The sequence below is a fragment of the Massilia sp. YIM B02443 genome (assembly GCF_030411955.1).
GTDB lineage: Bacteria > Pseudomonadota > Gammaproteobacteria > Burkholderiales > Burkholderiaceae_D > Telluria.
Genome location: NZ_JASNRA010000008.1, coordinates 61,456 through 82,426, shown reverse-complemented (window position 1 = coordinate 82,426; position 20,971 = coordinate 61,456). Strand labels below are relative to the sequence as shown.

Here is a 20,971-nt window from a genome sequence, read left to right as displayed (position 1 = left end):
CCACGTTCGGACCCTCCATGATCGAAGTCCATGATGTACGCAAGCAGTTCGGCGCCGTGCAGGCGCTGGGCGGCGTTTCCTTCACCGCGCGCGACGGCCAGATCACCGCGCTGCTCGGGCCCAACGGCGCCGGCAAGACCACCCTGCTGCGCACCCTGGTCGGCCTGCTCAGGCGCGACCACGGCGCGATCCTGATCGGCGGCGTCGATCCCGAGAAGGATCCGATGGCGGTGCGCCGCAACATCGGTTTTCTCACCGACCAGTTCGGGCTGTACGAACGCCTCACCACGCGCGAATACCTGGAGTATTTCGGCGAACTCAATGGCATGCAGCGCCCCCTGCTGCGCGCGCGCATCGGCGAAGTGTCCGAGCTGCTCGGCATGGACGAGATCATGGAACGCCGCACCAAGGGCTTCTCGCAGGGCCAGCGCATCAAGGTGGCGCTGGCGCGCACCCTGCTGCACCGTCCGCGCCACCTGCTGCTCGACGAACCGAGCCGCGGCCTGGACGTGATGAGCACGCGCGCCCTGCGCACCGCGCTGAACGCGCTGCGCGAAGACGGCTGCTGCGTGATCATGGCCACCCACGTGATGCAGGAAGTGACGGCCCTGTGCGAAGACGTGATCGTGATCGCCAAGGGCCATACCGTGGCCCAGGGCTCGCCCCAGGACCTGTGCCGCCGCACCGGCATCGCCAGCCTGGAAGACGCATTCGTGAGCCTGGTCGGCACCGAGGAAGGCATCGCATGAAATCCAAGATCCGGATCGTGTTCTGGAAAGAGCTGCGCGAAACCCTGCGCGAGAAGCGCACCCTGAGCCTGCTGCTGCTGTTCACGCTGATGTACCCGGTGCTGATCGGCTACGTGATGCACCAGATGATCGACAAGAACACCCGCACCGAACGCGAAGGCATCGAGCTGGCGATCATCGGCGGCGCGCAGGCCCCGACCCTGGTGTCGCAGCTGCGCCAGAAGAACGTCACCGTCAACCAGGTGGCGCCGATGGACGAGGAAGCGATCGCCGCCCTGCTCCATGCGCGCAAGACGGCGGCGGTGCTGCGCCTGTCCGATGACTTCGTCGAGAACTACGGCGCCATGCGCCCGGCGCGCATCGACCTGTGGTTCGATTCGGCCGCCGAGAGCGGGCCGCAGCGGCGCCAGATCGAAGAGGTGCTGCAGGCCTACAGTTCCAACATCGCCAGCGCGCGCCTGCTGGCGCACGGCGTGTCGCCGGCCACGCTGTCGCCGATCCAGGTGCAGCGCTACGACACCGGCACCAACGCCTCGCGCTCGGCGATGGTCATCGGCGGCATCATCGGCATCCTGTTCTTCCCGGCCTTCATGCTGACCATGTCGGCCGCCGTGGACAGCACCGCCGGCGAGCGCGAACGGCGCTCGCTCGAGGTGCTGATGGCGCAGCCGATCCGCACCTGGGAGCTGGTGTGCGGCAAATGGCTGGCCGCCAGCGTGCCGGCGGTGGTCGGGGTGACGCTCGAGCTGCTGCTGGCGCACGCGATCCTGGCCTGGATGCCGCTCGAGGAAATCGGCATGTCGTGGAGCCTGGGCTGGGGCGAGATGCTGCTGGTGTGCCTGGTGACGGCGCCGCTGTCGCTGCTCTCGGGCGCGCTGTACATCGCGCTGGCGATGAACGCCAAGTCGTTCAAGGAAGCCCAGACCACGCTCAGCTTCGTGATGATCATTCCCCTGATCCCGGGCTTCGCGGTATCGGCGCTGGAACTCAAGACGGCGTCGTGGATGTACCTGGTGCCGACGCTGTCGAACCAGACCCTGCTCAAGGAGCTGGCCAAGAGCAGCGAGCTGGGGGCGCTGCCGTTCGTGCTGACCTTCTTCAGTTCATTGATCCCGGCGTTGTTGGTGGTGGCGTTTGCCAGCTGGCGCATGAAGAGCGAGCGCTACGTGCTGGCGGTGTAAGGACCAGGTGGCCGGCGGCCGGCACGACGCCGGCGCCTGCCGTACAATCGAGCACATGAAAAACCGGGCGCGATCGCTCAACGTGGAGAATTGAAATGGAAGTGAAAGTCAGCTGGAACGGCCCGTCGGGCATGAGTTTCCGGGCCGAGACCGGCAGCGGTCACATGGTGACGATGGATGGCGCGCCCGAGGGCGGCGGCCACAACCTGGCGCCGCGTCCGATGGAGCTGGTGCTGGTCGGGACCGGCGGCTGCACCGCGTACGACGTGGTGCTGATCCTCAAGCGCGGCCGCGAGGACGTGCGCGGCTGCGAAGTGACGCTGCAGGCCGAACGCGCGGAAGTCGATCCGAAGGTGTTCACCAGGATTAACTTCCACTTCGTGGTCAGCGGGCGCAACCTGAAGCCGGCAGCGGTGGAGCGGGCGGTGACGCTATCGCACGACAAGTATTGCTCGGCGTCGATCATGCTGGCGCAGATGGCCGAGATCACGCATTCGGTGGAAATCGTCGAGGTTTGAGGCCGTGATCGACAGCGCTCGATTACACCTTTATCTTAAAGACCGTCATTCCCGCGCAGGCGGGAATGACGGTTTTTCATTTAGCGGAAGAATGGCGACAACGTGACGCGAGCGCCTTCATCAAACCCGATACGCCGCCGTCGTCATCACCTTCGCCATCGCCCGCATCGCCAGCTTGACCGGCAGCGGCATCTCCGCCGCCCCCATCGCCTGCGCCGCATCGGCGTGCTCGATCTCGTCGATCCGCATCTGGTCCACGATCGCGCGCGACTTGGCGTCCTGCGGCGGCAGCAGTTCAAGATGGCTGTCCAGGTGCGCCTCGACCTGGCGCTCGGTCTCGACCACGAAGCCCAGGCTCACTTTATCTCCCAGCTTGGCCGCCACGCTGCCCATCGCATAGGCGCCGGCATACCACAGCGGATTCAATACGCTCGGCTGCGAACCGAGTTCGGACAGGCGCTGGGCGCACCAGGCCAGATGGTCTTCTTCCTCGCGGCCGGCCTGCTCGAACTGGGCGCGCAGGGCCGGGGTGCTGGCGAAGCTGCCCTGGGCGTCGTACAGCGCCTGCGCGCACACTTCGCCCACATGGTTCACCCGCATCAGGCCCGCGGCGTGGCGCCGCTCGGCGTCGCTCAATTCGCTGTCGACCGCCAGCGCGCCCGGATTCGGGCGCGACATCGCGGCCACGCCGCCCACCACGCGCAAGGCCTTGTCGAAGCCGACGATCAGATGGTCCAGGGGGCTGATGAAACGGTGTGCAATCATGGGGTTCTCGCTGTGTAGTCGCCGAAAACCGCCATTATAGACCTGGGCCCTGCTATGGGGAGCCGGGCTCGGGCGCCTCGCCCGACGCCTGGCCTTTGCTGCGCGCAATCCAGTCGGCCACCGGCCCCTCTGGCTCGATGCCCGAGATATTCTTGGCCACACCCAGGTTCAGCTCCAGCAAAAACGGGATCGACGCCTGCGGCACGTCCGGGAACTGGCGCCGGAACGCGTCCATGAAGCGCTCGCACTCCACCGTCGGCACCACCCTGGCCCCGCTCATGAACTGCAGCACGCTGGTGATGGTGTGGCCCGGCCCCAGCGTGTGGTAGATGAAGCGGTTGTAGGCACGGTCGACCTGCTTGAAATCGATCGCCTCTTCCGTCATCAGGTTCGCCAGGTAGACCAGCCCCAGCGCGACGCGGAACCAGTCGGTCGATTCGGCGCGCGAACGCCCTTCGCGCATCAGGAGCAGCAGCTTGTCTTGGGTGGCAGGGTTCATGAGGCAATTATCCACATTTCAAGGACGCACGCCTGCGCGCTTGAAGAAAAATTACGCAAAGAAAGCCCAGCCGCATCCTGGTCCCCCGATAATGCAGTCTGGGGCGCGGTTTGGCCCGTGTGTCGCAGCGGGCCCGACCCGGCCGTGGCTTTTTAATAGAATGCAAGTGTGTAGAAGTGCGCCAAAATAAACTAAAGCAACAGTGCGGCGGTCCACCATGACAGGACCGGCGCTCAGGTGTCAGGAGCCGTCATGCAATTAAAGATCCGTCATTTGTCCAAGACCTACGCCAACGGCGTGGTCGCGCTGGACCGCGTCACGCTCAACATCCCGCCCGGGATGTTCGGCCTGCTCGGTCCCAACGGCGCGGGCAAATCGACGCTGATGCGGATCCTGGCCACGCTGCAGGAATGCGATTCCGGCTCGGTGTTCCTGGACGATATCGACGTGCTCGACGAAAAGGACGCGGTGCGGCGCCTGCTCGGCTACCTGCCGCAGGACTTCGGCGTCTACCCGCGCGTCAGCGCGCTCGAGCTGCTCGACCACTTCGCCCAACTCAAGGGCCTGTCGCACAAGGGCCGCCGGCGCGAGGTGGTCGACGGCCTGCTGCAGCAGACCAACCTGTGGGAAGTGCGCGAGCAGCGCCTCGGCACCTTCTCGAGCGGCATGCGCCAGCGCTTCGGCATCGCCCAGGCGCTGTTGGGCGACCCGCGCCTGATCATCGTCGACGAGCCCACCGCCGGCCTCGACCCGCAGGAGCGGGTGCGCTTCCACAACCTGCTGTCGGACATCGGCGAAGAGCGCACCGTGCTGCTCTCGACCCACATCGTGTCCGATGTGGCCGACCTGTGCGCGCGCATGGCGATCATCAACAAGGGCCAGGTGCTGCTGTGCGGCGAGCCGCAGGAACTGATCTACGGGATCGAAGACTTCATCTGGGCCCGCTTCGTGACCAAGGCCGAACTGCCCGACTACCAGGCGCGCCACACCGTGATCTCGACCCGCCTGCTGAGCGGGCGCACCCTGATCCACGTCTACGCCGAGGATGACCCGGGCGACGGCTTCGAACCGGCCCGCGCCAGCCTGGAAGACGTGTACTTCGCCACCATCGCCGGCCTGCACAACCCGGCGGCCGGGAACTGCTGACCGTGCGCGCGCTCTTCGTCATCGCCCGCTTCGAGGCGGCGCAGCGCCTGCGCCTGCTCTCGACGTGGGTCTATTTCACGGTGTTCCTGGCCCTCGGCATGCTGTGGATCGCAGCCGCCGGCGGCGCCCTGCGCGACCTGGCGGTGACCTTCGGCGGCCAGGTGCTGATCAACGCGCCGCGCCAGATCGCCCTCACCTGCGCGGTGCTCGGTTCGCTCGGCTCGATCGTGGTGGCGGCGGTGATGGGGCGCGCGGTGCAGCAGGACTTCGAGCACGAGATGCACCACTTCTTCTTCAGCGCCCCGATCCGCAAGACCGACTACGTGTTCGGACGCTTCCTGGGCGCGTTCGCGACGCTGGCGCTGGTATTTTCCAGCATCGTGATCGGCAGCTGGCTGGGCGGCTACGTGCCCGGCATCGCGCCCGAGCGCATCGGGCCGGCCAGCCTGGCCACCTTCGTCAAGCCCTACCTGTTCACGCTGCTGCCCAACCTGTTCATCTTCGGCGCCATCTTCTTCGTGCTGGCGGCGCTGACGCGGCGCATGCTGCCGGTGTACGTGGCGGCGGTGGTCATGACCATCGGCTACATCGTGGCGCCGTCGCTGGCGCGCGACCTCGATTTCAAGACCTTCGCCGCCCTGATCGATCCGTTCGGCACCACCGCCCTGATCCGCCTGACGGAATACTGGCCGCTGGCCGAGCGCAACCTGCGCCCGGTCGACCTGGAAGGCGTGTACCTGCTCAACCGCCTGCTGTGGGGCGGCTTCGCGCTGCTGGCGCTGCTGCTCGGCTACTGGCGCTTTCATTTCATCGGCGCCCAGGATGCGCGCGCGCGCGCCGTTGCTGCATCGGCCGCATCGGCCACTACCGCGCCCACGCTGACGCGGGCCGCGCGCGACACCCAGGCCGCGCCCGACTTCGCGGCGCGCAGCATGCTGCTGCTGGCGCTGCGCTCGGCCTGGGGCGAGTTGCGCGGACTGCTCGGCAACATCTATTTCGCCGCGCTGGCCCTGGGCGCGGTGCTGACGCTGGGCGCCGGCGCCATCGACCTCAGTCCGGTGAACGGCGCCGGCGCCTGGCCGCTCACCTATCTCGTGCTGGGGCTGATCCGCGCCACGCTGGCGCCATTCATGCTGGCCGCCACCATCCTGTTCGCGGGCGAGCTGGCGTGGCGCGAACGCGAGACCCGCATCGCCCAGATGGTCGACGCGCTGCCGGTGGCGGGCTGGCTGCCGCTCGCTTCCAAGACCCTGGCCCTGGTCGGCCTGCAGGCCTGCCTGCTGCTGCTGGCGATGGTGGTCGGGATGCTGATCCAGACGTTCAAGGGCTGGTTCGGCCTCGAGCCGGGCCTGTACCTGCACGCGCTGTTCACGCTGGTGCTGCCACAGTATGCGCTGGTCGCGGTGCTGGCGATCGCGGTGCACGCCATCGTCAACCACAAATACCTGGCCAATTTTTTACTGGCCGGCTGGCTGCTGGCGATGCTGGCGCTGTCCGGCACCAGCCTCGATCACCCGCTGCTGCGCTACGCCTTCACGCCGAGCTTCCAGTATTCCGAATTGAACGGCTTTGGCCACTACCTGCTGCGCGAGCGCCTGTTCCTGCTGTACTGGAGCGGCGCGGCCCTGATCCTGCTGGCGCTGGCGCGCCTGCTGTGGCCGCGCGGCGTCGACACCCGCTGGCGCGAGCGCCTGCGCCTGGCGCGCCTGAACCTGGCGCCGCCGGTCGCCGGCGCCTTCGCGCTGGGCCTGGCGCTGCTGGGCGGCGGCGGCGCCTTCCTGGCGTGGGAACTGGCGGCCGGCGGCTACCTGAGCGCGCACGGGCAGGACAGCCTGCGCGCCGGTTACGAACAGCGCTACGCGCGCTTCGCCACGCTGGCGCAGCCGCGCGTGGCCGACGTCGACCTGCGCGTGGCGCTGCGGCCGGAAGCGCGCGCGATGACGGTCAAGGGCACCTACCGGCTCGAGAACCGCACGGCGCAGCCGATCGCCGACCTGGTGCTGTATCAGGACCGCGGCGCCGGGTTCACGCCACGCTTCGCCCCATCGCACAGCGCCAGTCTGGTGCTGGCCGACCGCGAACGCGGCTTCTATCACTACCGCCTGGCCACGCCGCTGGCGCCGGGCGAACGCATGGTCTTCGCGTTCGACCTCGGCTACGCGCCGCGCGGCCTGTTCGGCGCCGGCAGCCAGTTGCCGGTGCTGGCCAACGGCACCCTGTTCACCGATGCGGTGCTGCCGCGCATCGGCTACCAGCGCTCGGTCGAGCTGAGCGACGAGCGCGACCGGCGCCGCTTCGGCCTGCCCGCGCGCGCCGCCGGCGCGCACGATGGTGAGCCGGACTGGATCGGATTCCACGCCGTGGTCAGCACCAGCCCGGACCAGATCGCGATCGCGCCCGGCACGCTCGAACGCGAATGGGTCGACGGCGGCCGGCGCCACTTCGAATACCGCACCGACCGCCCGATGCCGAACGCCTATGCCTTCCAGTCGGCGCGCTACGAGGTGCGCCACGACCGCTGGCAGGACGTGTCGATCGACGTGTTCCACCACCCCAGCCATGCGGCCAACGTCGAGCGCATGATCCGCGGCGCCCAGGCCGGCCTGGACTACGGCGCGCGCAACTATGGACGCTATCCGCTGCGCGAGCTGCGCATCGCCGAATACGCGCGCGGCGCCGGCGAGGTCCCGACCTATCCGGGCCTGATCCCGTTCGTGGAGAGCGGCGCCTTCATCGCCCGCGTCGACACCGGTTCGGCCAGGGACATCGACTATCCGTTCTACGCCAGCGCGCAGCAGACCGCGCGCCAGTGGTGGGGCCTGCAGCTGGCGCCCGCGGACGGTCCGGGCGCCGGGGTGCTGACCGGCGGCCTGGCCGAGTACACGGCGCTGATGACGATGCGGCGCGCCTTCGGCCCGGAACACATGCGGCGCTTCCTGCGCCACGACCTGGACGCCTACCTGTCCGGACGCGCCCAGGAACGCCGGCGCGAGCTGCCGCTGGCGCTCGGGCGCGGCCAGGACTACGCCGCCACCCGCAAGGGCGGCCTGGCGCTGTACCTGCTGGCCGACCTGCTGGGCGAGGCGCGCGTCAACGCCGTGCTGCGCGAGCTGCTCGAAAGTCACGCCTACAAGGGAGCGCCCTATCCCACGGCCGCCGGCCTGGCGGACGCGCTGCGCCAGATCGCGGCGCCGGAGAAGGCCTACCTGATCGACGACCTGTTCGACGCGATCGTGCTGTACGAGAACCGCGCCGACAGCGCCGTCGCGCGGCGCCGCGCCGACGGCCGCTACGAAGTCACGATCCAGGCCCACGCCGGCAAGGTGCGCGTGCTCGACAGCGGCGAAGAGCAGCCGCTGGTGCTGCGCGACTGGGTCGAATTCGGCGTCGACGACGCTACCGGCCGGCCGCTGGCGCGCGAGCGGCGCCTGGTGGCGCAGGCCGGGCAGACGGTGACGCTGGTGGTCAATGCGCCGCCGGCGCGCGCCGGGATCGACCCCGACAACAAGCTGATTGACCGCAAACCGTCGGACAATATGGTCGGCGTCGACAACTTGTAATCTTCGCGCTATGATCGAGCCAAAAATTCGAGACAAAATTGCGGGAGGAAGATCATGTCGAACCTGGTCGTAGAAATCACCGAAAAGATCCAGATGCTGAGCGTCTCGGAAAAGAACGAAGTGCTGCGCGTGCTGCTGCAGGATATCGATGGCGCCGACCAGGACGCCGACGAAGCGTGGCAGAACGAAGTGGTGCGGCGCGTCAAGGCGATCCACAACGGGGAAGCCGCGATCGTGGCGCTGAAGGAGTGGCAGGACTAAACGCGCGGCGCGCGTTCCAGCATAAAAAAAACCGCGGCAAGCCGCGGTTTTTTTTATGTCCGTCGCATGGACGGAAAACCGACCGCCCTATTTCTTGGCGACGGCCGCGGTCGCCTTTTTCGCCGGCGCCTTGCGTGCAGCCGGCTTGGCCGCCGGCTTCCTGGCAGCGGCTTTGGCCGGGGCCTTGGCGGCGGCCTTGCGCGCCGGCTTCACGGCAATCGCCGCGCCATCCGCACCGTCGGCCGCTGCGCCGTCGGCGCCATTGGCGGCATCGGCGCCCTTGGCCTTGGCGCCCGGCTTGGCCTTGCGCTCCTCGAACTCGAAGCTGATCTTGCCATCCTTGCCGCGCACCAGGAAAGCCTTGAAGGCGCGCCGGGTGCGCTGCGACACGAAGCCCGGCAGCAGGTCGGTCTTGCCTTCGTTGAGCAGTTTGGCCATCTGCTCGGGCAGGATTTCCTGTTGCAGGATGATGCGGCCGCTGCGGAAGTCGCAAGTCTTCGGCTTGGCCACGCTGTTCTCGCAAACATAGGCCAATGGCATTTCGTACACGCCGCCCGTGCACTTCGGGCAAGGGCCGAGCGGGGTCTGGGCGCTGAAGTCGACGCCTTCGCCCTCTTCGCTCTCGTCGTCCTGGCCAAAGTCGAACTCGAGCTTGAAGTTCTTGATCTCTTCGTCGCGCACGATGCGCAGGATCGCCGCGAACGGACGGCCCATCTTGGAGCGGAAGCCCTGCAGCGGACCGATGGTGCGGTTCTTCAGCAGTTCCTCGACTTCCTCGATCTCGAACTGGCGGCTGCCCGGCGTCTTGCTCATCGAGAAGTCGCACTTGGTGCAGGCGAAGCGGCGGTAGTTTTCCTTGACCACGCCGGCGCAGTTCGGGCACGGGTTGACCAGGGTCGCGTACTCGCCCGGAATCGTATCGTTGTCGTATTCCTTGGCGCGCTTGACGATGATCTGGGTCATCTGCGCGATTTCACGCATGAACTCTTCGCGCGAGATCTTGCCCTTTTCCATCTGCGACAGCTTGAATTCCCATTCGCCGGTCAGCTCGGGCGCGGTGAGTTCGTTCACGCCCAGGCCGCGCAGCAAGGTCATCAGCTGGAACGCTTTCGCGGTCGGCATCAGCTCGCGCCCTTCGCGCAGCAGGTACTTTTCGGTCAGCAAGCCCTCGATGATGGCGGCGCGCGTGGCCGGCGTGCCCAGGCCCTTGCCGGCCATGGCGTCGCGCAGCTCGTCCGAGTCGACCAGCTTGCCCGCGCCTTCCATCGCCGACAGCAGCGTCGCTTCGTTGTAGCGCGCCGGTGGCTTGGTGACGAGGCCGTTGGCCGTCAGCTTGTCGGCCAGCACGCTCTCGCCCTTGGCCACCGGCACCAGGTTGGCGCCGTCCTTGTCGTCCTGCTTGCCGTACACCGCCAGCCAGCCCGGGTTGGTCATCACCTTGCCCTCGGTCTTGAACTGGTGGCCCGAGACTTCGGTGAAACGGGTGGTGACCAGGAACTCGGCGGCCGGGAAGAACACCGCCAGGAAGCGGCGCGTGACCAGGTCGTACAGCTTCTGTTCCGGCTCGGACAGGTTCTTCGGGATCACGCCGGTCGGGATGATGGCGAAGTGGTCCGAGATCTTGGTGTTGTCGAAAATGCGCTTGTTCGGCTTGACCCAGCCACCCTTGGTGATCTGCTTGGCGAATTGATTGTAGTTGTTGGTCTCGGCCAGCGCGTCGAGCGTGCTCTTCACGGTGCCGATATAGTCTTCCGGCAGGTGGCGCGAATCGGTACGCGGGTACGTCAATACCTTGTGCTTTTCGTACAGCGCCTGGGCCAGGCCCAGGGTGTTCTTGGCCGAGAAGCCGAAGCGGCCGTTGGCCTCGCGCTGCAGGGACGTCAGGTCGAACAGCGCCGGCGCCATCGAGGTGGTCGGCTTCGATTCCTCGGTGACGACGCCCTGCTTGCCGCGGCAGGCGGTGGCGATCGAGTCGGCGGCGGCCTTGCTCCACAGGCGCTCGGCGCGCTTCTCGGGGTCGTTCTCGTCTTTCTTGAACTTGGTGTCGAGCCAGCGGCCTTCGTAGACGCCGGCGGCGCACACGAACTCGGCGCGCACTTCCCAGTAGTCGCGCGGCACGAACTTCTTGATCTTTTCTTCGCGCTCGACCACGATCGACAGGGTCGGGGTCTGGACCCGGCCGACGGTGGTCAGGTAAAAGCCGCCCTCCTTCGAGTTGAACGCGGTCATGGCGCGGGTGCCGTTGATGCCGATCAGCCAGTCGGCTTCGGAGCGGCAACGGGCGGCGTCGGCCAGCGGCAGCATCTCGTCGTCGCTGCGCAGGTTGGCGAAGCCTTCGCGGATCGCGTTGGCCGTCATCGATTGCAGCCACAGGCGCTTGACCGGCTGCTTGGCTTTTGCATTCTGCGCGATCAGGCGGAAGATCAGTTCACCCTCGCGCCCCGCGTCGCATGCGTTGATCAGGGTGGTGACGTCCTTGCGCTTGATCAGCTTGTTGAGCACCTTGAGGCGCGATTCGGTCTTGGCGATCGGATTCAGCGCGAAGTACGGCGGGATCATCGGCAGGTGGGTGAAGCTCCACTTGCCGCGCTTGACGTCGTATTCCTCAGGCACGGCGATCTCGAGCAGGTGGCCGACGGCGGACGAGAGGACGTAGTCGTCGGACTCGAAGTACTCATCGTGCTTGGTGAAGCCGCCGAGCGTCTTCGCGATGTCGTTCGCGACCGATGGCTTCTCGGCGATGATGAGGGATTTGGTCATAGTGTTTCTCGTCTTGCTCTTTATATAGTGTGTTTTGCCCGGGGCACGATGCCCGGGCATCATACATGCTCACAGACAATACGGCGAAAACGTCCATAGTGTCTGGTTGGTAACAATCCCAATTAAGCGGCCAATGATAAGCGTGTTCTCGCGCTCCCCGCAAGTAGGGGTTACGCCGCAATGTGGTGCAGACACGCCGCTTGGTGCCTGAGGAAAACAGCAATTTCTGCGCAAAAATAGAGCGCAAGAAAAGCAAAAACGGGGCGCGCAGGCCCCGTTGTCGTGTGTTGCGGGGACGACGGCGTCGTCCCGTGAAGAATCAGTGCAGCAGGCGCGGTTCCTGCTCGTCATCGTCGCCGAACAGGTCGTCGAACATCAGCGCGTCCGGCTCCTTGCCCTGGCTCCACAGCACCATCAGCACGATGATCTTGAGCTTGCTCAGGGCAATCGGCGACTCGTCGCAGGCCAGCGCGCGCTCGATCACGATCTCGCGCTGGATGGGACCGAGCACCTTGGCGCTTTCGAGGAAGGCGATGAAGCCGATCGCAGCGCTGCCGAGCTCGATGTACTCTTCGTCCACGTAGTAGCGGGTACCGGTGGAAGCATCGATCGTCTCGGGCAAGGGCGCGTCGGTGAGCCCGGTCAGCCAGTCGAGGGCTTCCGAGATTTCGATGTCGTCGAAGCCGACGGCGGACAGCTTGCGAGCCAGGGCTGCCGGCTCGGGGCAGGCGTCGGGACGGTAGTACGTCTCGTAGAGATAGACCAGGATGTCGAACATAGTGACGCTACTGTAGCAGCTAAGCTCGCCGAGGTACAAGTGCAGCACGCTCGCTTCGCTGCCTGCTGGAAAAAACGTTGTATCGCGGCCTTATCCGATCTACCAGCTTACCCAATTCCTATTAAAAACAAGAACATACAATTTATAAACTGGGTGAAATGAAGCACAAGCTTTTTATGCGAGTGGATCATTTTTTTGCTGCAATTTAGGCCTGTTAGCGCCAGATTCGCTGCACCCTTCCGCCGGGTAATTGCGCCACCAAACCGGCCAGTTCCAGGCCGAGCAAACGGCCGCCGAGGTCGCCCGCATCGCCGCCCAGGCGCGCCAGCAAGTCGTCCAGCGCCACCGGTTCGACGCCCAATGCGAGCAGCAGCGCATCCTCGTCGCCGGCATCGGCGCCGGCATCCCCCGCGCGGGCGGCCACCGGCGCCGCCAGCGGCGACACCTGCATCGCTTCCAGCACCTCTTCCACCGTCTCGACCAGCTGGGCGCCGTCGCGGATCAGGCGATGACAGCCCTTGGCCAGCGCCGAATGGATCGAGCCGGGAAGCGCGAACACCTCCCTGCCCTGCTCGGCCGCCATCTGGGCCGTGATCAGCGAACCGGACTGGGCCGCGGCCTCGACCACCAGCACCCCGGCCGCCAGCCCGCTGATCACGCGGTTGCGGCGCGGGAAGTTGGCCGCCAGCGGCGGCGTGCCGAGCGCATATTCGCTGACCAGGCAGCCGTGCGCGGCGATGCGGTGCGCCAGCGCGCGGTTGCGCGCCGGGTACACGCGGTCGAGGCCGGTGCCGACCACGGCGATGGTCGAACCGGCGCCACGCAGCGCGCCTTCGTGGGCCGCGGTGTCGATCCCCAGCGCCAGCCCCGAGACCACGCACAGGCCGGCGGCAGAAAGCGCGGCGGAAAACGATTCGGCGTCGAGCTTGCCCTGCACGCTGGCGTTGCGGCTGCCGACCACCGCCACCAGCGGCCGCGCCAGCAGTTCACGGCGGCCACTGATATACAGCAGCAGGGGCGGATCGGGGATCTCGGCCAGCGCTGCCGGATAGTCGGGGTCGTGGAAGGTGATGAGGTGGTGGCCGGGGCGGGCCAGCCAGTCGAGCGTGGTCTGGACCAGCACGTGGAATGCGGGCGTGGGCGGCGCACACAAGGCCTGCGCCTGGGAAGATGAAACATGCGCGGCCAGCGCCGCCTGGCCGGCGCGTAGCACCGCGCCGGGAGAACCGAACACGGACAGCAGCAGGTGCGCGCTGCGGCACCCCACGCCGTCGGCCTGCTCCAGGCGCAGCCAGTCGGCGATCAGGGCCGCCCGGTCAGGCGGCCTGGCGCCGGATGCTGCAGTGGCGATGTGAGGCTCCGTGTCCTGCACGGCGAATTCACTCCGGTGATTTGGCGACGTCGCCCACCTGCACCGGCGCCGTTACCTGCATGATCAAGCCGTACGACACATTGTTGAACACGCGGAAGATGAACAGGCTGCCGTATTGCTCGTCGGGCAGCTTGAGCGTCGACCGGCCCATGCCGAGGAAGCCTTTGCTCTCGGGGTCGGGCACCGTCTTCCCGAGATGATAGAGCTGCAGCACGGCGCCGATATCGAGTCCGTCAAGCGTGCCCCGATTGACAGTCACCACCTGGCTCTGGCCGGCATAGGTGACGCCGGCATAGATCGACATGATGCGCGCGTCGACCGGCGCCAGCGGCGCATGCGGCACGTAGTTGCGCACCGGCTGCGGCGAGGCCGGCACCAGCAGGTCGCCGACGCCCATTTCCTGCAGCGTATTGCTTACCACGAAGGTGTGAACGTCGACGCCGGGCCTGGCTTCGCTGATCAATTTGACGCTGCCCAGGTAGGCGGCCTCGTGCGCCAGCACCTTGCCGCTCTGCGGGTCGCGCAACGGGTTACCGGGGCGGAACACCTGGAAGCTGGTGCTGCCCTTCAGGTTGCCGCGCACGTAGACGCGGTCGCCCTCGCCCAGGTAGACGCGGCCCTCCTGCGACGCGGCGATGCGCGGCGCGCCGGCCAGCTCGTCGGCCTCGACCACCAGCGGCTGGGTCAGGTAGGGTTCGATCGCGCCGGCCGGGATCGCCGGCACCGCGCTCTGCTCGAGCGACTCGCTGCGTACCTGCGGCGACAGGCGCAGCACGGGCGGCTCGCCGCGGCCGTCGCCAGCGGCGCCGCTGCCGGGACGGTTCAGCGACAGGCGGCCGCGCGCGCGGTCGAAGTACACGATCTGGCCCGGATAGATCCAGTGCGGGTTGCGGATTTCGTCGCGGTTCATGCCCCAGACTTGCGGCCAGCACCATGGGTTGCGCAAGAAAGTCCCGGAAATATCCCACAGGGTATCGCCCTTGACCACGACGTGCTGGTCGGGGGCATCGGGGCGGAAGGTGCAGCCGGGAGCTTGCGCGTGGGCGGAAGGTGCGCTGAAGGCGGCAACGGCGACCAGCGCGACGGCAGCAGCGCGCGTCGCGACTGTGCTAAAATTTTTCATTGAAGACGTCCGTTATGTGCGGCGTTGGGAATTGAACGATCACCTATCACCGGCCGTGCGGCGCTTTCGCCCCGGCTGATACGCAAGAGACAACACACTTGTGACAGCATGATGGTACCGCTCCCTGTCCTGAAAAGGGTTGCCGTATTGAATCAAATTCTGCACATAAATCCCTGAACTAGCAAGAATATCTGCCGTTTGGCGGAGCGTTCCCGTTGTAGCGTTTGCATTTATGCACGCGCCCTTGATGTGCTGTCATCACTGCTGCGAATCACAGCTGTTTATCCATTCGAAACCGAACTGACTATGGCCTTACTGAATATCCTCCGCTACCCCGACCCGCGCCTGCACAAGATCGCCGCGCCGGTTACCGAATTCGGCACCGATCGCCTGCGCAAGCTGGTGGCCGACATGGCGGAAACCATGTATGACGCGCCCGGCGTCGGCCTGGCCGCGACCCAGGTCGACGTGCACGAGCGCGTGGTGACGATCGACGTCAGCGAAGCGCAGGACAAGCTGATCGTGTTCATCAATCCCGAGATCACCTGGGCCAGCGACGAAAAGCAGGTCTACGACGAAGGCTGCCTGTCGGTGCCCGGCGTGTACGACGGCGTGGAGCGCCCGGCGCAGGTCAAGGTGCGTGCCTTCGATGTCGACGGCAAGGAATTCAACATCGACGCCGATGGCCTGCTGGCCGTGTGCATCCAGCACGAGATGGACCACCTGATGGGCAAGGTGTTCGTGGAATACCTGTCGCCGCTGAAGCGCAACCGCATCAAGGCCAAGCTGCAGAAGGAAGAACGCGGCATGGCGCGCGACGCCGCCCAGCGTTCGGCGCGCCGTTGATCGCGGCGGCTGCATGAAAGTCGTTTTCGCCGGTACTCCCGAGTTCGCCGCTGTCGCCCTGCGCGCCCTGCACGAGGCCGGCTTCGAGATCCCGCTGGTCCTGACCCAGCCCGACCGCCCGGCCGGGCGCGGCATGCAGTTGCAGGCATCTGCTGTGAAACAATATGCGGTGGCGCACGGCATGCCGGTGGCGCAGCCGCTGTCGCTGCGCACCGACAGCAAGGACCCGCAGCGCGCCGAAGAAGCGCGCGCCGCCCACGCACTGCTGGAGTCGATCGAATACGACGTGATGGTGGTCGCCGCCTACGGCCTGATCCTGCCGCGCAGCACGCTCGACATCCGTCCCTGCATCAATATCCACGGTTCGCTGCTGCCACGCTGGCGCGGCGCCGCGCCGATCCACCGCGCGATCGAATCGGGCGATGTCGAGACCGGCGTGACCATCATGGAGATGGAAGAAGGCCTGGATACCGGGCCGATGCTGTTGATCGAACGCTTGCCGATCGAGGATGGCGACACCACCGGCAGCCTGCACGACAAGCTGGCCGAGCTGGGCGGTCGCATGATCGTCGCGGCGCTGCGCAAGATGGGGGCCGGCGAACTGCCGGCAACGCCGCAGCCGGAGCAAGGCGTGACCTACGCGGCCAAGATCAGCAAGGAAGAAGCGAAGCTGGACTTTGCCTTGCCGGCTGAGGTGCTGGCGCGCAAGATCCGCGCGTTCAATCCGTTCCCGGGCGCAAATGGCGTGGTGGAAGGTGTCGCGGTCAAGATCTGGCAGGCGCAGGCGGTTGCCGGCAGCGGCGCGCCGGGCGAGGTGCTGCAGGCCGATGCGCAGGGGATCGTGGTCGCTTGCGGTGACGGTGCGTTGCGCTTGAACGAATTGCAAAAGCCGGGCGGCAAGCGTCTGGCAGCGACGGAGTTCCTCAAAAGTTTCCCGTTGGCGGGATTGCGGTTCGCTTGATCGCAGATCGTCGGATCCATTGCTGAACCAAAACGACGCGCACAATGCGCGTCGTTTTTTTTCGTCAGCCAAAAAACATCATCCCCGCGAAGGCGACGCCTGCACGGGGATGACGTTGATGGGCCAACGAATGTCGCCCCGGCGCTGGCTGCACCAGCACCGCATTCAGAACAACTTACTCCGAACGTCCAGCACGCTGCGCATCCATATGCTCACGCAGCACCTGATTGATACGGGTCTGGTAACCGGGACCTGCCGACTTGAACCAATCGAGCATGTCCACGTCCAGGCGGATCGTGACGATCTGTTTCACGCCATTGCTGGCGGCTTGAGGCTTCGATGCTACGCCCGACTCCGGGTTGCGGTCCATAGGCTGATCCCAATCCGGTTGGTATTCTTTGTTCATGCGATTATCCCATCTCTACGTTCGCCTCTCCACGGAGGCGGACTTTGATTGTCGTCGCGTTATGTATCGTAAAGATTGCGGTTGTGCCGCTATTTGTAACGCCGTGTAACACAGAAGCCCGTGAATACATAAGGATACATACACAGATTGTCACGACGGCCGTCCCGAAGCCATCCCGGCGGCATGCCGTATAATGGCAGACCGCCCAACAGTCAACGGCCTGTCAAGCCGCACTTCCAGGAAAACCCCACCATGAACGCCCGCACCAACGCCATTTCCCCGATCGAATCCCAGCTGCGCGACATCCTCGCACGCCGCATCATGATCCTGGACGGCGCCATGGGCACCATCATCCAGCAGTACAAACTGGACGAAGCGGCCTACCGCGGCGAGCGTTTCGCCGACTTCGCCGCGCCGGCCAGCGCCGGCAACCGCGAGTTGTTCGTCAAGGGTAACAACGAGCTGCTGACCCTGACCCAGCCGCACGTGATCCAGGAAATCCACGAGCGCTACCTGGCCGCCGGCGCCGACCTGGTCGAGACCAATACCTTCGGCGCCACCGGCGTGGCGCAGGAGGATTACCACATGGCGCACCTGGCCTACGAGATGAACGTCGAGGCCGCCAAACTGGCGCGCGCCGCCTGCGACAAGTACTCGACCCCGGACAAGCCGCGCTTCGTCGCCGGCGCCCTCGGACCGACCCCGAAGACCGCGTCGATTTCGCCCGACGTCAACGACCCAGCGGCGCGCAACATCACCTTCGACCAGCTGGTCGCGTCGTATCACGAGCAGGTAGCAGGCCTGGTCGACGGCGGCGCCGACGTGCTGCTGGTCGAGACCATCTTCGACACCCTGAACTGCAAGGCGGCGCTGTTCGCGATCGACCAGTACTTCGACGAGCATCCCGAGACGCCGCGCCTGCCGCTGATGATCTCGGGCACCGTCACCGACGCCTCGGGCCGCATCCTGTCGGGCCAGACCGTGCCGGCGTTCTGGAACTCGGTGCGCCATGCCAGGCCGCTGACCATTGGCCTCAATTGCGCGCTCGGCGCGGCGCTGATGCGCCCCTACGCGCAAGAGCTGTCGCAAATCGCCGATACCTTCGTCTGCATCTACCCGAACGCCGGCCTGCCCAACCCGATGAGCGACACCGGCTTCGACGAGCTGCCGGCCGACACCTCGGCGCTGCTGCGCGAGTTCGCCGAAGCGGGCTTCATCAACATCGCCGGCGGCTGCTGCGGCACCACGCCCGAGCACATCGCCGCGATCGCGAAGATCCTGGAAACGCAGACGCCGCGCCAGGTGCCGGAAGTGCCGGTCGCGATGCGCCTGTCGGGCCTGGAGCCGTTCACCATCGACGAGTCGTCGCTGTTCGTCAACGTCGGCGAACGCACCAACGTCACCGGCTCGAAAGCGTTCGCGCGCATGATCCTCAACGAGCAGTTCGACGAGGCGCTGTCGGTGGCGCGCCAGCAGGTCGAGAACGGCGCCCAGGTCATCGACATCAATATGGACGAAGCGATGCTCGATTCGCAGGCGGCGATGACGCGCTTCCTGAACCTGATCGCGTCGGAACCGGACATCTCGCGCGTGCCGGTGATGATCGACTCGTCCAAATGGTCGGTGATCGAGGCCGGCCTGAAGTGCGTGCAGGGCAAGGCCATCGTCAACTCGATCTCGATGAAGGAAGGCATCGACGAATTCATCCGCCAGGCGCGCCTGTGCCGCCGCTACGGCGCGGCCGTGATCGTGATGGCCTTCGACGAGCAGGGACAGGCCGACACCTTCGCGCGCAAGATCGAGATCTGCGAGCGCGCCTATAAAGTGCTGACCGAGCAGGTGGGCTTCCCGCCGGAAGACATCATTTTTGATCCGAACATTTTCGCGATCGCCACCGGCATCGAGGAACACGACAACTACGCCAACGACTTCATCGAGGCCACCGCCTGGATCCGCGCCAACCTGCCGCACGCGAAGATCTCGGGCGGCGTGTCGAACGTCTCGTTCAGCTTCCGCGGCAACGATCCGGCGCGCGAAGCGATCCACACCGTGTTCCTGTACCACGCGATCAAGGCCGGCCTCACGATGGGCATCGTCAACGCCGGCATGGTCGGCGTCTACGACGAGCTCGATCCCGAGCTGCGCGAGCGCGTCGAAGACGTGGTGCTGAATCGCCGCAAGGATGCCACCGAGCGCATGATCGAATTCGCCGGCACCCTGAAGGCCGGCGGCGCCAGGCAGGAGCAGAACCTGGAATGGCGCAACGCCCCGGTCGAGAAGCGCCTGGCGCATGCGCTGGTGCACGGCATCACGCAGTGGATCGTCGAGGACACGGAAGAAATGCGCCAGCAGGTGCTGGCCGCCAAGGGGCGCCCGATCCACGTGATCGAAGGCCCGCTGATGGACGGCATGAACATCGTCGGCGACCTGTTCGGACAGGGCAAGATGTTCCTGCCGCAGGTCGTGAAATCGGCGCGCGTGATGAAGCAGGCCGTGGCCCACCTGGTGCCGTTCATCGAGGAAGAAAAAGCGGAAGAAGAACGCCGCACCGGCATTGTCGCCAAGCCGAAGGGCAAGATGGTGATCGCCACCGTCAAGGGCGACGTGCACGACATCGGCAAGAACATCGTCTCGGTGGTCCTGCAGTGTAATAACTTCGAGATCGTGAACATGGGCGTGATGGTGCCGTGCGCCGACATCCTGGCCAAAGCCAAGGAAGAAAACGCCGACATGGTGGGCCTGTCGGGCCTGATCACGCCGTCGCTGGAAGAGATGGCGCACGTGGCGCGCGAGATGCAGCGCGACCCGTGGTTCCGCGAGCGCCAGGTGCCGCTGCTGATCGGCGGCGCCACCACCAGCCGCGCCCACACCGCCGTGAAGATCGCGCCGCACTACGACGGTCCGGTGGTGTACGTGCCGGACGCCTCGCGCTCGGTCTCGGTCGGCCAGGCGCTGGTGACCGAAGACACGCGCGATGCCTACATCATCGAACTGGCCCAGGACTACGAACGCATCCGCATCCAGCACGCCGGCAAGAAGGCGCTGCCGATGCTGACGCTGGAACAAGCGCGCGAGAATAAAGCAAAGCTCGAGTACGCGCCGGTGAAGCCGAAGTTCATCGGCCGCCGCATGTTCAAGAACGTCGACCTGAACCTGATCGCGCGCTACATCGACTGGGGTCCGTTCTTCCAGACCTGGGACCTGGCCGGCCCCTACCCGGCCATCCTGACCGACGAAGTCGTGGGCGAAGCGGCGACCAAGGTATTCGCCGAAGGCCAGGCCATGCTGAAAAAGATCATCGAAGGCCGCTGGCTGACCGCCAACGGCGTGATCGCGCTGCTGCCGGCCAACAGCGTCAACGACGACGACATCGAGATCTATACCGATGAAGGCCGCGAGAAAGTCGACTTCACCTGGTACGGCCTGCGCCAGCAAGGCGTCAAGCCGACGGTGGACGGCGTGCAGCGTCCCAACCAGTGCCTGGCCGACTTCGTCGCGCCGAAAGACAGCGGCACGCCGGACTACATCGGCATGTTCGCGGTGACGGCGGGTCTCGGCATCGAGAAGCACGAGCAGCGCTTCGAAGCGGCGCACGACGACTACTCGTCGATCATGCTCAAGTCGCTGGCCGACCGCCTGGCCGAAGCGTTCGCCGAATACCTGCACCAGCGCGTGCGTACCGACCTGTGGGGTTATGCGGCGGACGAGGACTTGTCGAACGAAGCGCTGATCGGCGAAGCGTACCAGGGCATCCGTCCGGCGCCGGGCTATCCGGCCTGCCCGGAGCACACGGTCAAGGCCGACATGTTCCGCACGCTGCAGGCCGAAGAGATCGGCATGGAGCTGACCGAGTCGTACGCCATGTACCCGGGCGCGGCGGTGTCGGGCTTCTACTTCGCGCATCCGGAATCGAAGTACTTCGTGGTCGGCAAGATCGGCGAGGACCAGGTCGCCGACATGGCGCAGCGGCGCGGCATGGAGCGCAGCGAGCTCGAACGCCACCTGGCGCCGAACCTGTAATCGCCTCCCCAAAACGCCGCGAACTT

General features: G+C 66.0%; 16 protein-coding genes. 9 read left to right on the top strand and 7 right to left on the bottom strand.

Annotation, left to right across the window (positions count from 1 at the left end):
• Nucleotides 1-17 precede the first annotated feature (17 nt).
• The 3 genes from QPK27_RS10545 to QPK27_RS10535 all read left to right on the top strand — a co-directional run bounded on the left by QPK27_RS10545 (nucleotide 18) and on the right by QPK27_RS10535 (nucleotide 2,448).
• A complete protein-coding gene (locus QPK27_RS10545) occupies nucleotides 18-749 on the top strand; it encodes an ATP-binding cassette domain-containing protein (RefSeq protein ID WP_290418188.1) in 732 nt (243 codons plus the stop codon).
• Nucleotides 746-1,930 carry an ABC transporter permease gene (locus QPK27_RS10540; protein ID WP_290418187.1) on the top strand — a complete coding sequence of 395 codons (1,185 nt, stop codon included), beginning with the start codon at nucleotides 746-748 and terminating at the stop codon, nucleotides 1,928-1,930. Before QPK27_RS10545 ends, QPK27_RS10540 begins: the two co-directional genes overlap by 4 nt.
• 95 nt (nucleotides 1,931-2,025) lie before the next feature.
• Entirely contained in the window at nucleotides 2,026-2,448 is a 423-nt protein-coding gene (locus QPK27_RS10535) for an OsmC family protein (RefSeq protein ID WP_290418186.1), read from the top strand.
• 120 nt (nucleotides 2,449-2,568) lie between these two features.
• Here the strand turns inward: QPK27_RS10535 and coq7 are convergent, their stop codons facing one another.
• Both coq7 and QPK27_RS10525 read right to left on the bottom strand, forming a co-directional pair.
• Nucleotides 2,569-3,213, bottom strand: coding sequence for a 2-polyprenyl-3-methyl-6-methoxy-1,4-benzoquinone monooxygenase (gene coq7, locus QPK27_RS10530; protein ID WP_290418185.1), 645 nt, complete (start codon nucleotides 3,211-3,213; stop codon nucleotides 2,569-2,571).
• A 52-nt stretch (nucleotides 3,214-3,265) separates the two neighbouring features.
• Entirely contained in the window at nucleotides 3,266-3,712 is a 447-nt protein-coding gene (locus QPK27_RS10525) for a hypothetical protein (RefSeq protein WP_290418184.1), read from the bottom strand.
• 252 nt (nucleotides 3,713-3,964) lie between these two features.
• Between QPK27_RS10525 and QPK27_RS10520 the strand changes: the two genes are divergently transcribed.
• Genes QPK27_RS10520 through QPK27_RS10510 form a run of 3 tightly spaced genes read left to right on the top strand, consistent with a single transcriptional unit; the run spans nucleotide 3,965 to nucleotide 8,679 of the window.
• Nucleotides 3,965-4,858 carry an ABC transporter ATP-binding protein gene (locus QPK27_RS10520; RefSeq protein WP_290418183.1) on the top strand — a complete coding sequence of 298 codons (894 nt, stop codon included), beginning with the start codon at nucleotides 3,965-3,967 and terminating at the stop codon, nucleotides 4,856-4,858.
• 2 nt (nucleotides 4,859-4,860) lie between these two features.
• Nucleotides 4,861-8,418, top strand: a complete 3,558-nt coding sequence (locus QPK27_RS10515; RefSeq protein ID WP_290418182.1) for a hypothetical protein — start codon at nucleotides 4,861-4,863, stop codon at nucleotides 8,416-8,418.
• Nucleotides 8,419-8,472: 54 nt separating this feature from the next.
• Nucleotides 8,473-8,679 (top strand): addiction module protein, encoded by a 207-nt coding sequence (locus QPK27_RS10510; RefSeq protein ID WP_290418181.1) that lies wholly within the window; start codon nucleotides 8,473-8,475, stop codon nucleotides 8,677-8,679.
• Between the two features lie 87 nt (nucleotides 8,680-8,766).
• Here QPK27_RS10510 and QPK27_RS10505 read toward each other — a convergent pair whose 3' ends face one another.
• The 4 genes from QPK27_RS10505 to QPK27_RS10490 all read right to left on the bottom strand — a co-directional run bounded on the left by QPK27_RS10505 (nucleotide 8,767) and on the right by QPK27_RS10490 (nucleotide 14,712).
• Nucleotides 8,767-11,439, bottom strand: a complete 2,673-nt coding sequence (locus QPK27_RS10505; protein ID WP_290418180.1) for a DNA topoisomerase III — start codon at nucleotides 11,437-11,439, stop codon at nucleotides 8,767-8,769.
• Nucleotides 11,440-11,758: 319 nt separating this feature from the next.
• Nucleotides 11,759-12,217, bottom strand: coding sequence for a DUF494 family protein (locus QPK27_RS10500; protein WP_290418179.1), 459 nt, complete (start codon nucleotides 12,215-12,217; stop codon nucleotides 11,759-11,761).
• 214 nt (nucleotides 12,218-12,431) lie between these two features.
• Nucleotides 12,432-13,589, bottom strand: coding sequence for a DNA-processing protein DprA (gene dprA / locus QPK27_RS10495; protein ID WP_290418178.1), 1,158 nt, complete (start codon nucleotides 13,587-13,589; stop codon nucleotides 12,432-12,434).
• Between the two features lie 7 nt (nucleotides 13,590-13,596).
• Nucleotides 13,597-14,712 (bottom strand): LysM peptidoglycan-binding domain-containing protein, encoded by a 1,116-nt coding sequence (locus QPK27_RS10490; protein WP_290418177.1) that lies wholly within the window; start codon nucleotides 14,710-14,712, stop codon nucleotides 13,597-13,599.
• Between the two features lie 306 nt (nucleotides 14,713-15,018).
• Here QPK27_RS10490 and def point away from each other — a divergent pair, with 306 nt between their 5' ends.
• The gene (gene def / locus QPK27_RS10485; protein ID WP_290418176.1) at nucleotides 15,019-15,558 is read left to right on the top strand and encodes a peptide deformylase; all 540 of its coding nucleotides are present in this window, start codon (nucleotides 15,019-15,021) and stop codon (nucleotides 15,556-15,558) included.
• A gap of 13 nt (nucleotides 15,559-15,571) precedes the next feature.
• Nucleotides 15,572-16,519, top strand: coding sequence for a methionyl-tRNA formyltransferase (gene fmt, locus QPK27_RS10480; RefSeq protein ID WP_290418175.1), 948 nt, complete (start codon nucleotides 15,572-15,574; stop codon nucleotides 16,517-16,519).
• A gap of 175 nt (nucleotides 16,520-16,694) precedes the next feature.
• Here fmt and QPK27_RS10475 read toward each other — a convergent pair whose 3' ends face one another.
• Nucleotides 16,695-16,889 carry a BrnA antitoxin family protein gene (locus QPK27_RS10475; RefSeq protein ID WP_374047050.1) on the bottom strand — a complete coding sequence of 65 codons (195 nt, stop codon included), beginning with the start codon at nucleotides 16,887-16,889 and terminating at the stop codon, nucleotides 16,695-16,697.
• A 288-nt stretch (nucleotides 16,890-17,177) separates the two neighbouring features.
• Here QPK27_RS10475 and metH point away from each other — a divergent pair, with 288 nt between their 5' ends.
• Complete coding sequence (gene metH / locus QPK27_RS10470; RefSeq protein WP_290418173.1) at nucleotides 17,178-20,945, top strand: methionine synthase; 3,768 nt, start codon at nucleotides 17,178-17,180, stop codon at nucleotides 20,943-20,945.
• Nucleotides 20,946-20,971: the final 26 nt, after the last annotated feature.

Bases quoted from the DNA above. Each gene is read 5' to 3' on its own strand.
- QPK27_RS10545 (WP_290418188.1), top strand. From the start codon at position 18: ATGATCGAAGTCCATGATGTACGCAAGCAGTTCGGCGCCGTGCAGGCG.
- QPK27_RS10540 (WP_290418187.1), top strand. From the start codon at position 746: ATGAAATCCAAGATCCGGATCGTGTTCTGGAAAGAGCTGCGCGAAACC.
- QPK27_RS10535 (WP_290418186.1), top strand. From the start codon at position 2,026: ATGGAAGTGAAAGTCAGCTGGAACGGCCCGTCGGGCATGAGTTTCCGG.
- coq7 (WP_290418185.1), bottom strand. From the start codon at position 3,213: ATGATTGCACACCGTTTCATCAGCCCCCTGGACCATCTGATCGTCGGC.
- QPK27_RS10525 (WP_290418184.1), bottom strand. From the start codon at position 3,712: ATGAACCCTGCCACCCAAGACAAGCTGCTGCTCCTGATGCGCGAAGGG.
- QPK27_RS10520 (WP_290418183.1), top strand. From the start codon at position 3,965: ATGCAATTAAAGATCCGTCATTTGTCCAAGACCTACGCCAACGGCGTG.
- QPK27_RS10510 (WP_290418181.1), top strand. From the start codon at position 8,473: ATGTCGAACCTGGTCGTAGAAATCACCGAAAAGATCCAGATGCTGAGC.
- QPK27_RS10505 (WP_290418180.1), bottom strand. From the start codon at position 11,439: ATGACCAAATCCCTCATCATCGCCGAGAAGCCATCGGTCGCGAACGAC.
- QPK27_RS10500 (WP_290418179.1), bottom strand. From the start codon at position 12,217: ATGTTCGACATCCTGGTCTATCTCTACGAGACGTACTACCGTCCCGAC.
- QPK27_RS10490 (WP_290418177.1), bottom strand. From the start codon at position 14,712: ATGAAAAATTTTAGCACAGTCGCGACGCGCGCTGCTGCCGTCGCGCTG.
- def (WP_290418176.1), top strand. From the start codon at position 15,019: ATGGCCTTACTGAATATCCTCCGCTACCCCGACCCGCGCCTGCACAAG.
- fmt (WP_290418175.1), top strand. From the start codon at position 15,572: ATGAAAGTCGTTTTCGCCGGTACTCCCGAGTTCGCCGCTGTCGCCCTG.
- QPK27_RS10475 (WP_374047050.1), bottom strand. From the start codon at position 16,889: ATGGACCGCAACCCGGAGTCGGGCGTAGCATCGAAGCCTCAAGCCGCC.
- metH (WP_290418173.1), top strand. From the start codon at position 17,178: ATGAACGCCCGCACCAACGCCATTTCCCCGATCGAATCCCAGCTGCGC.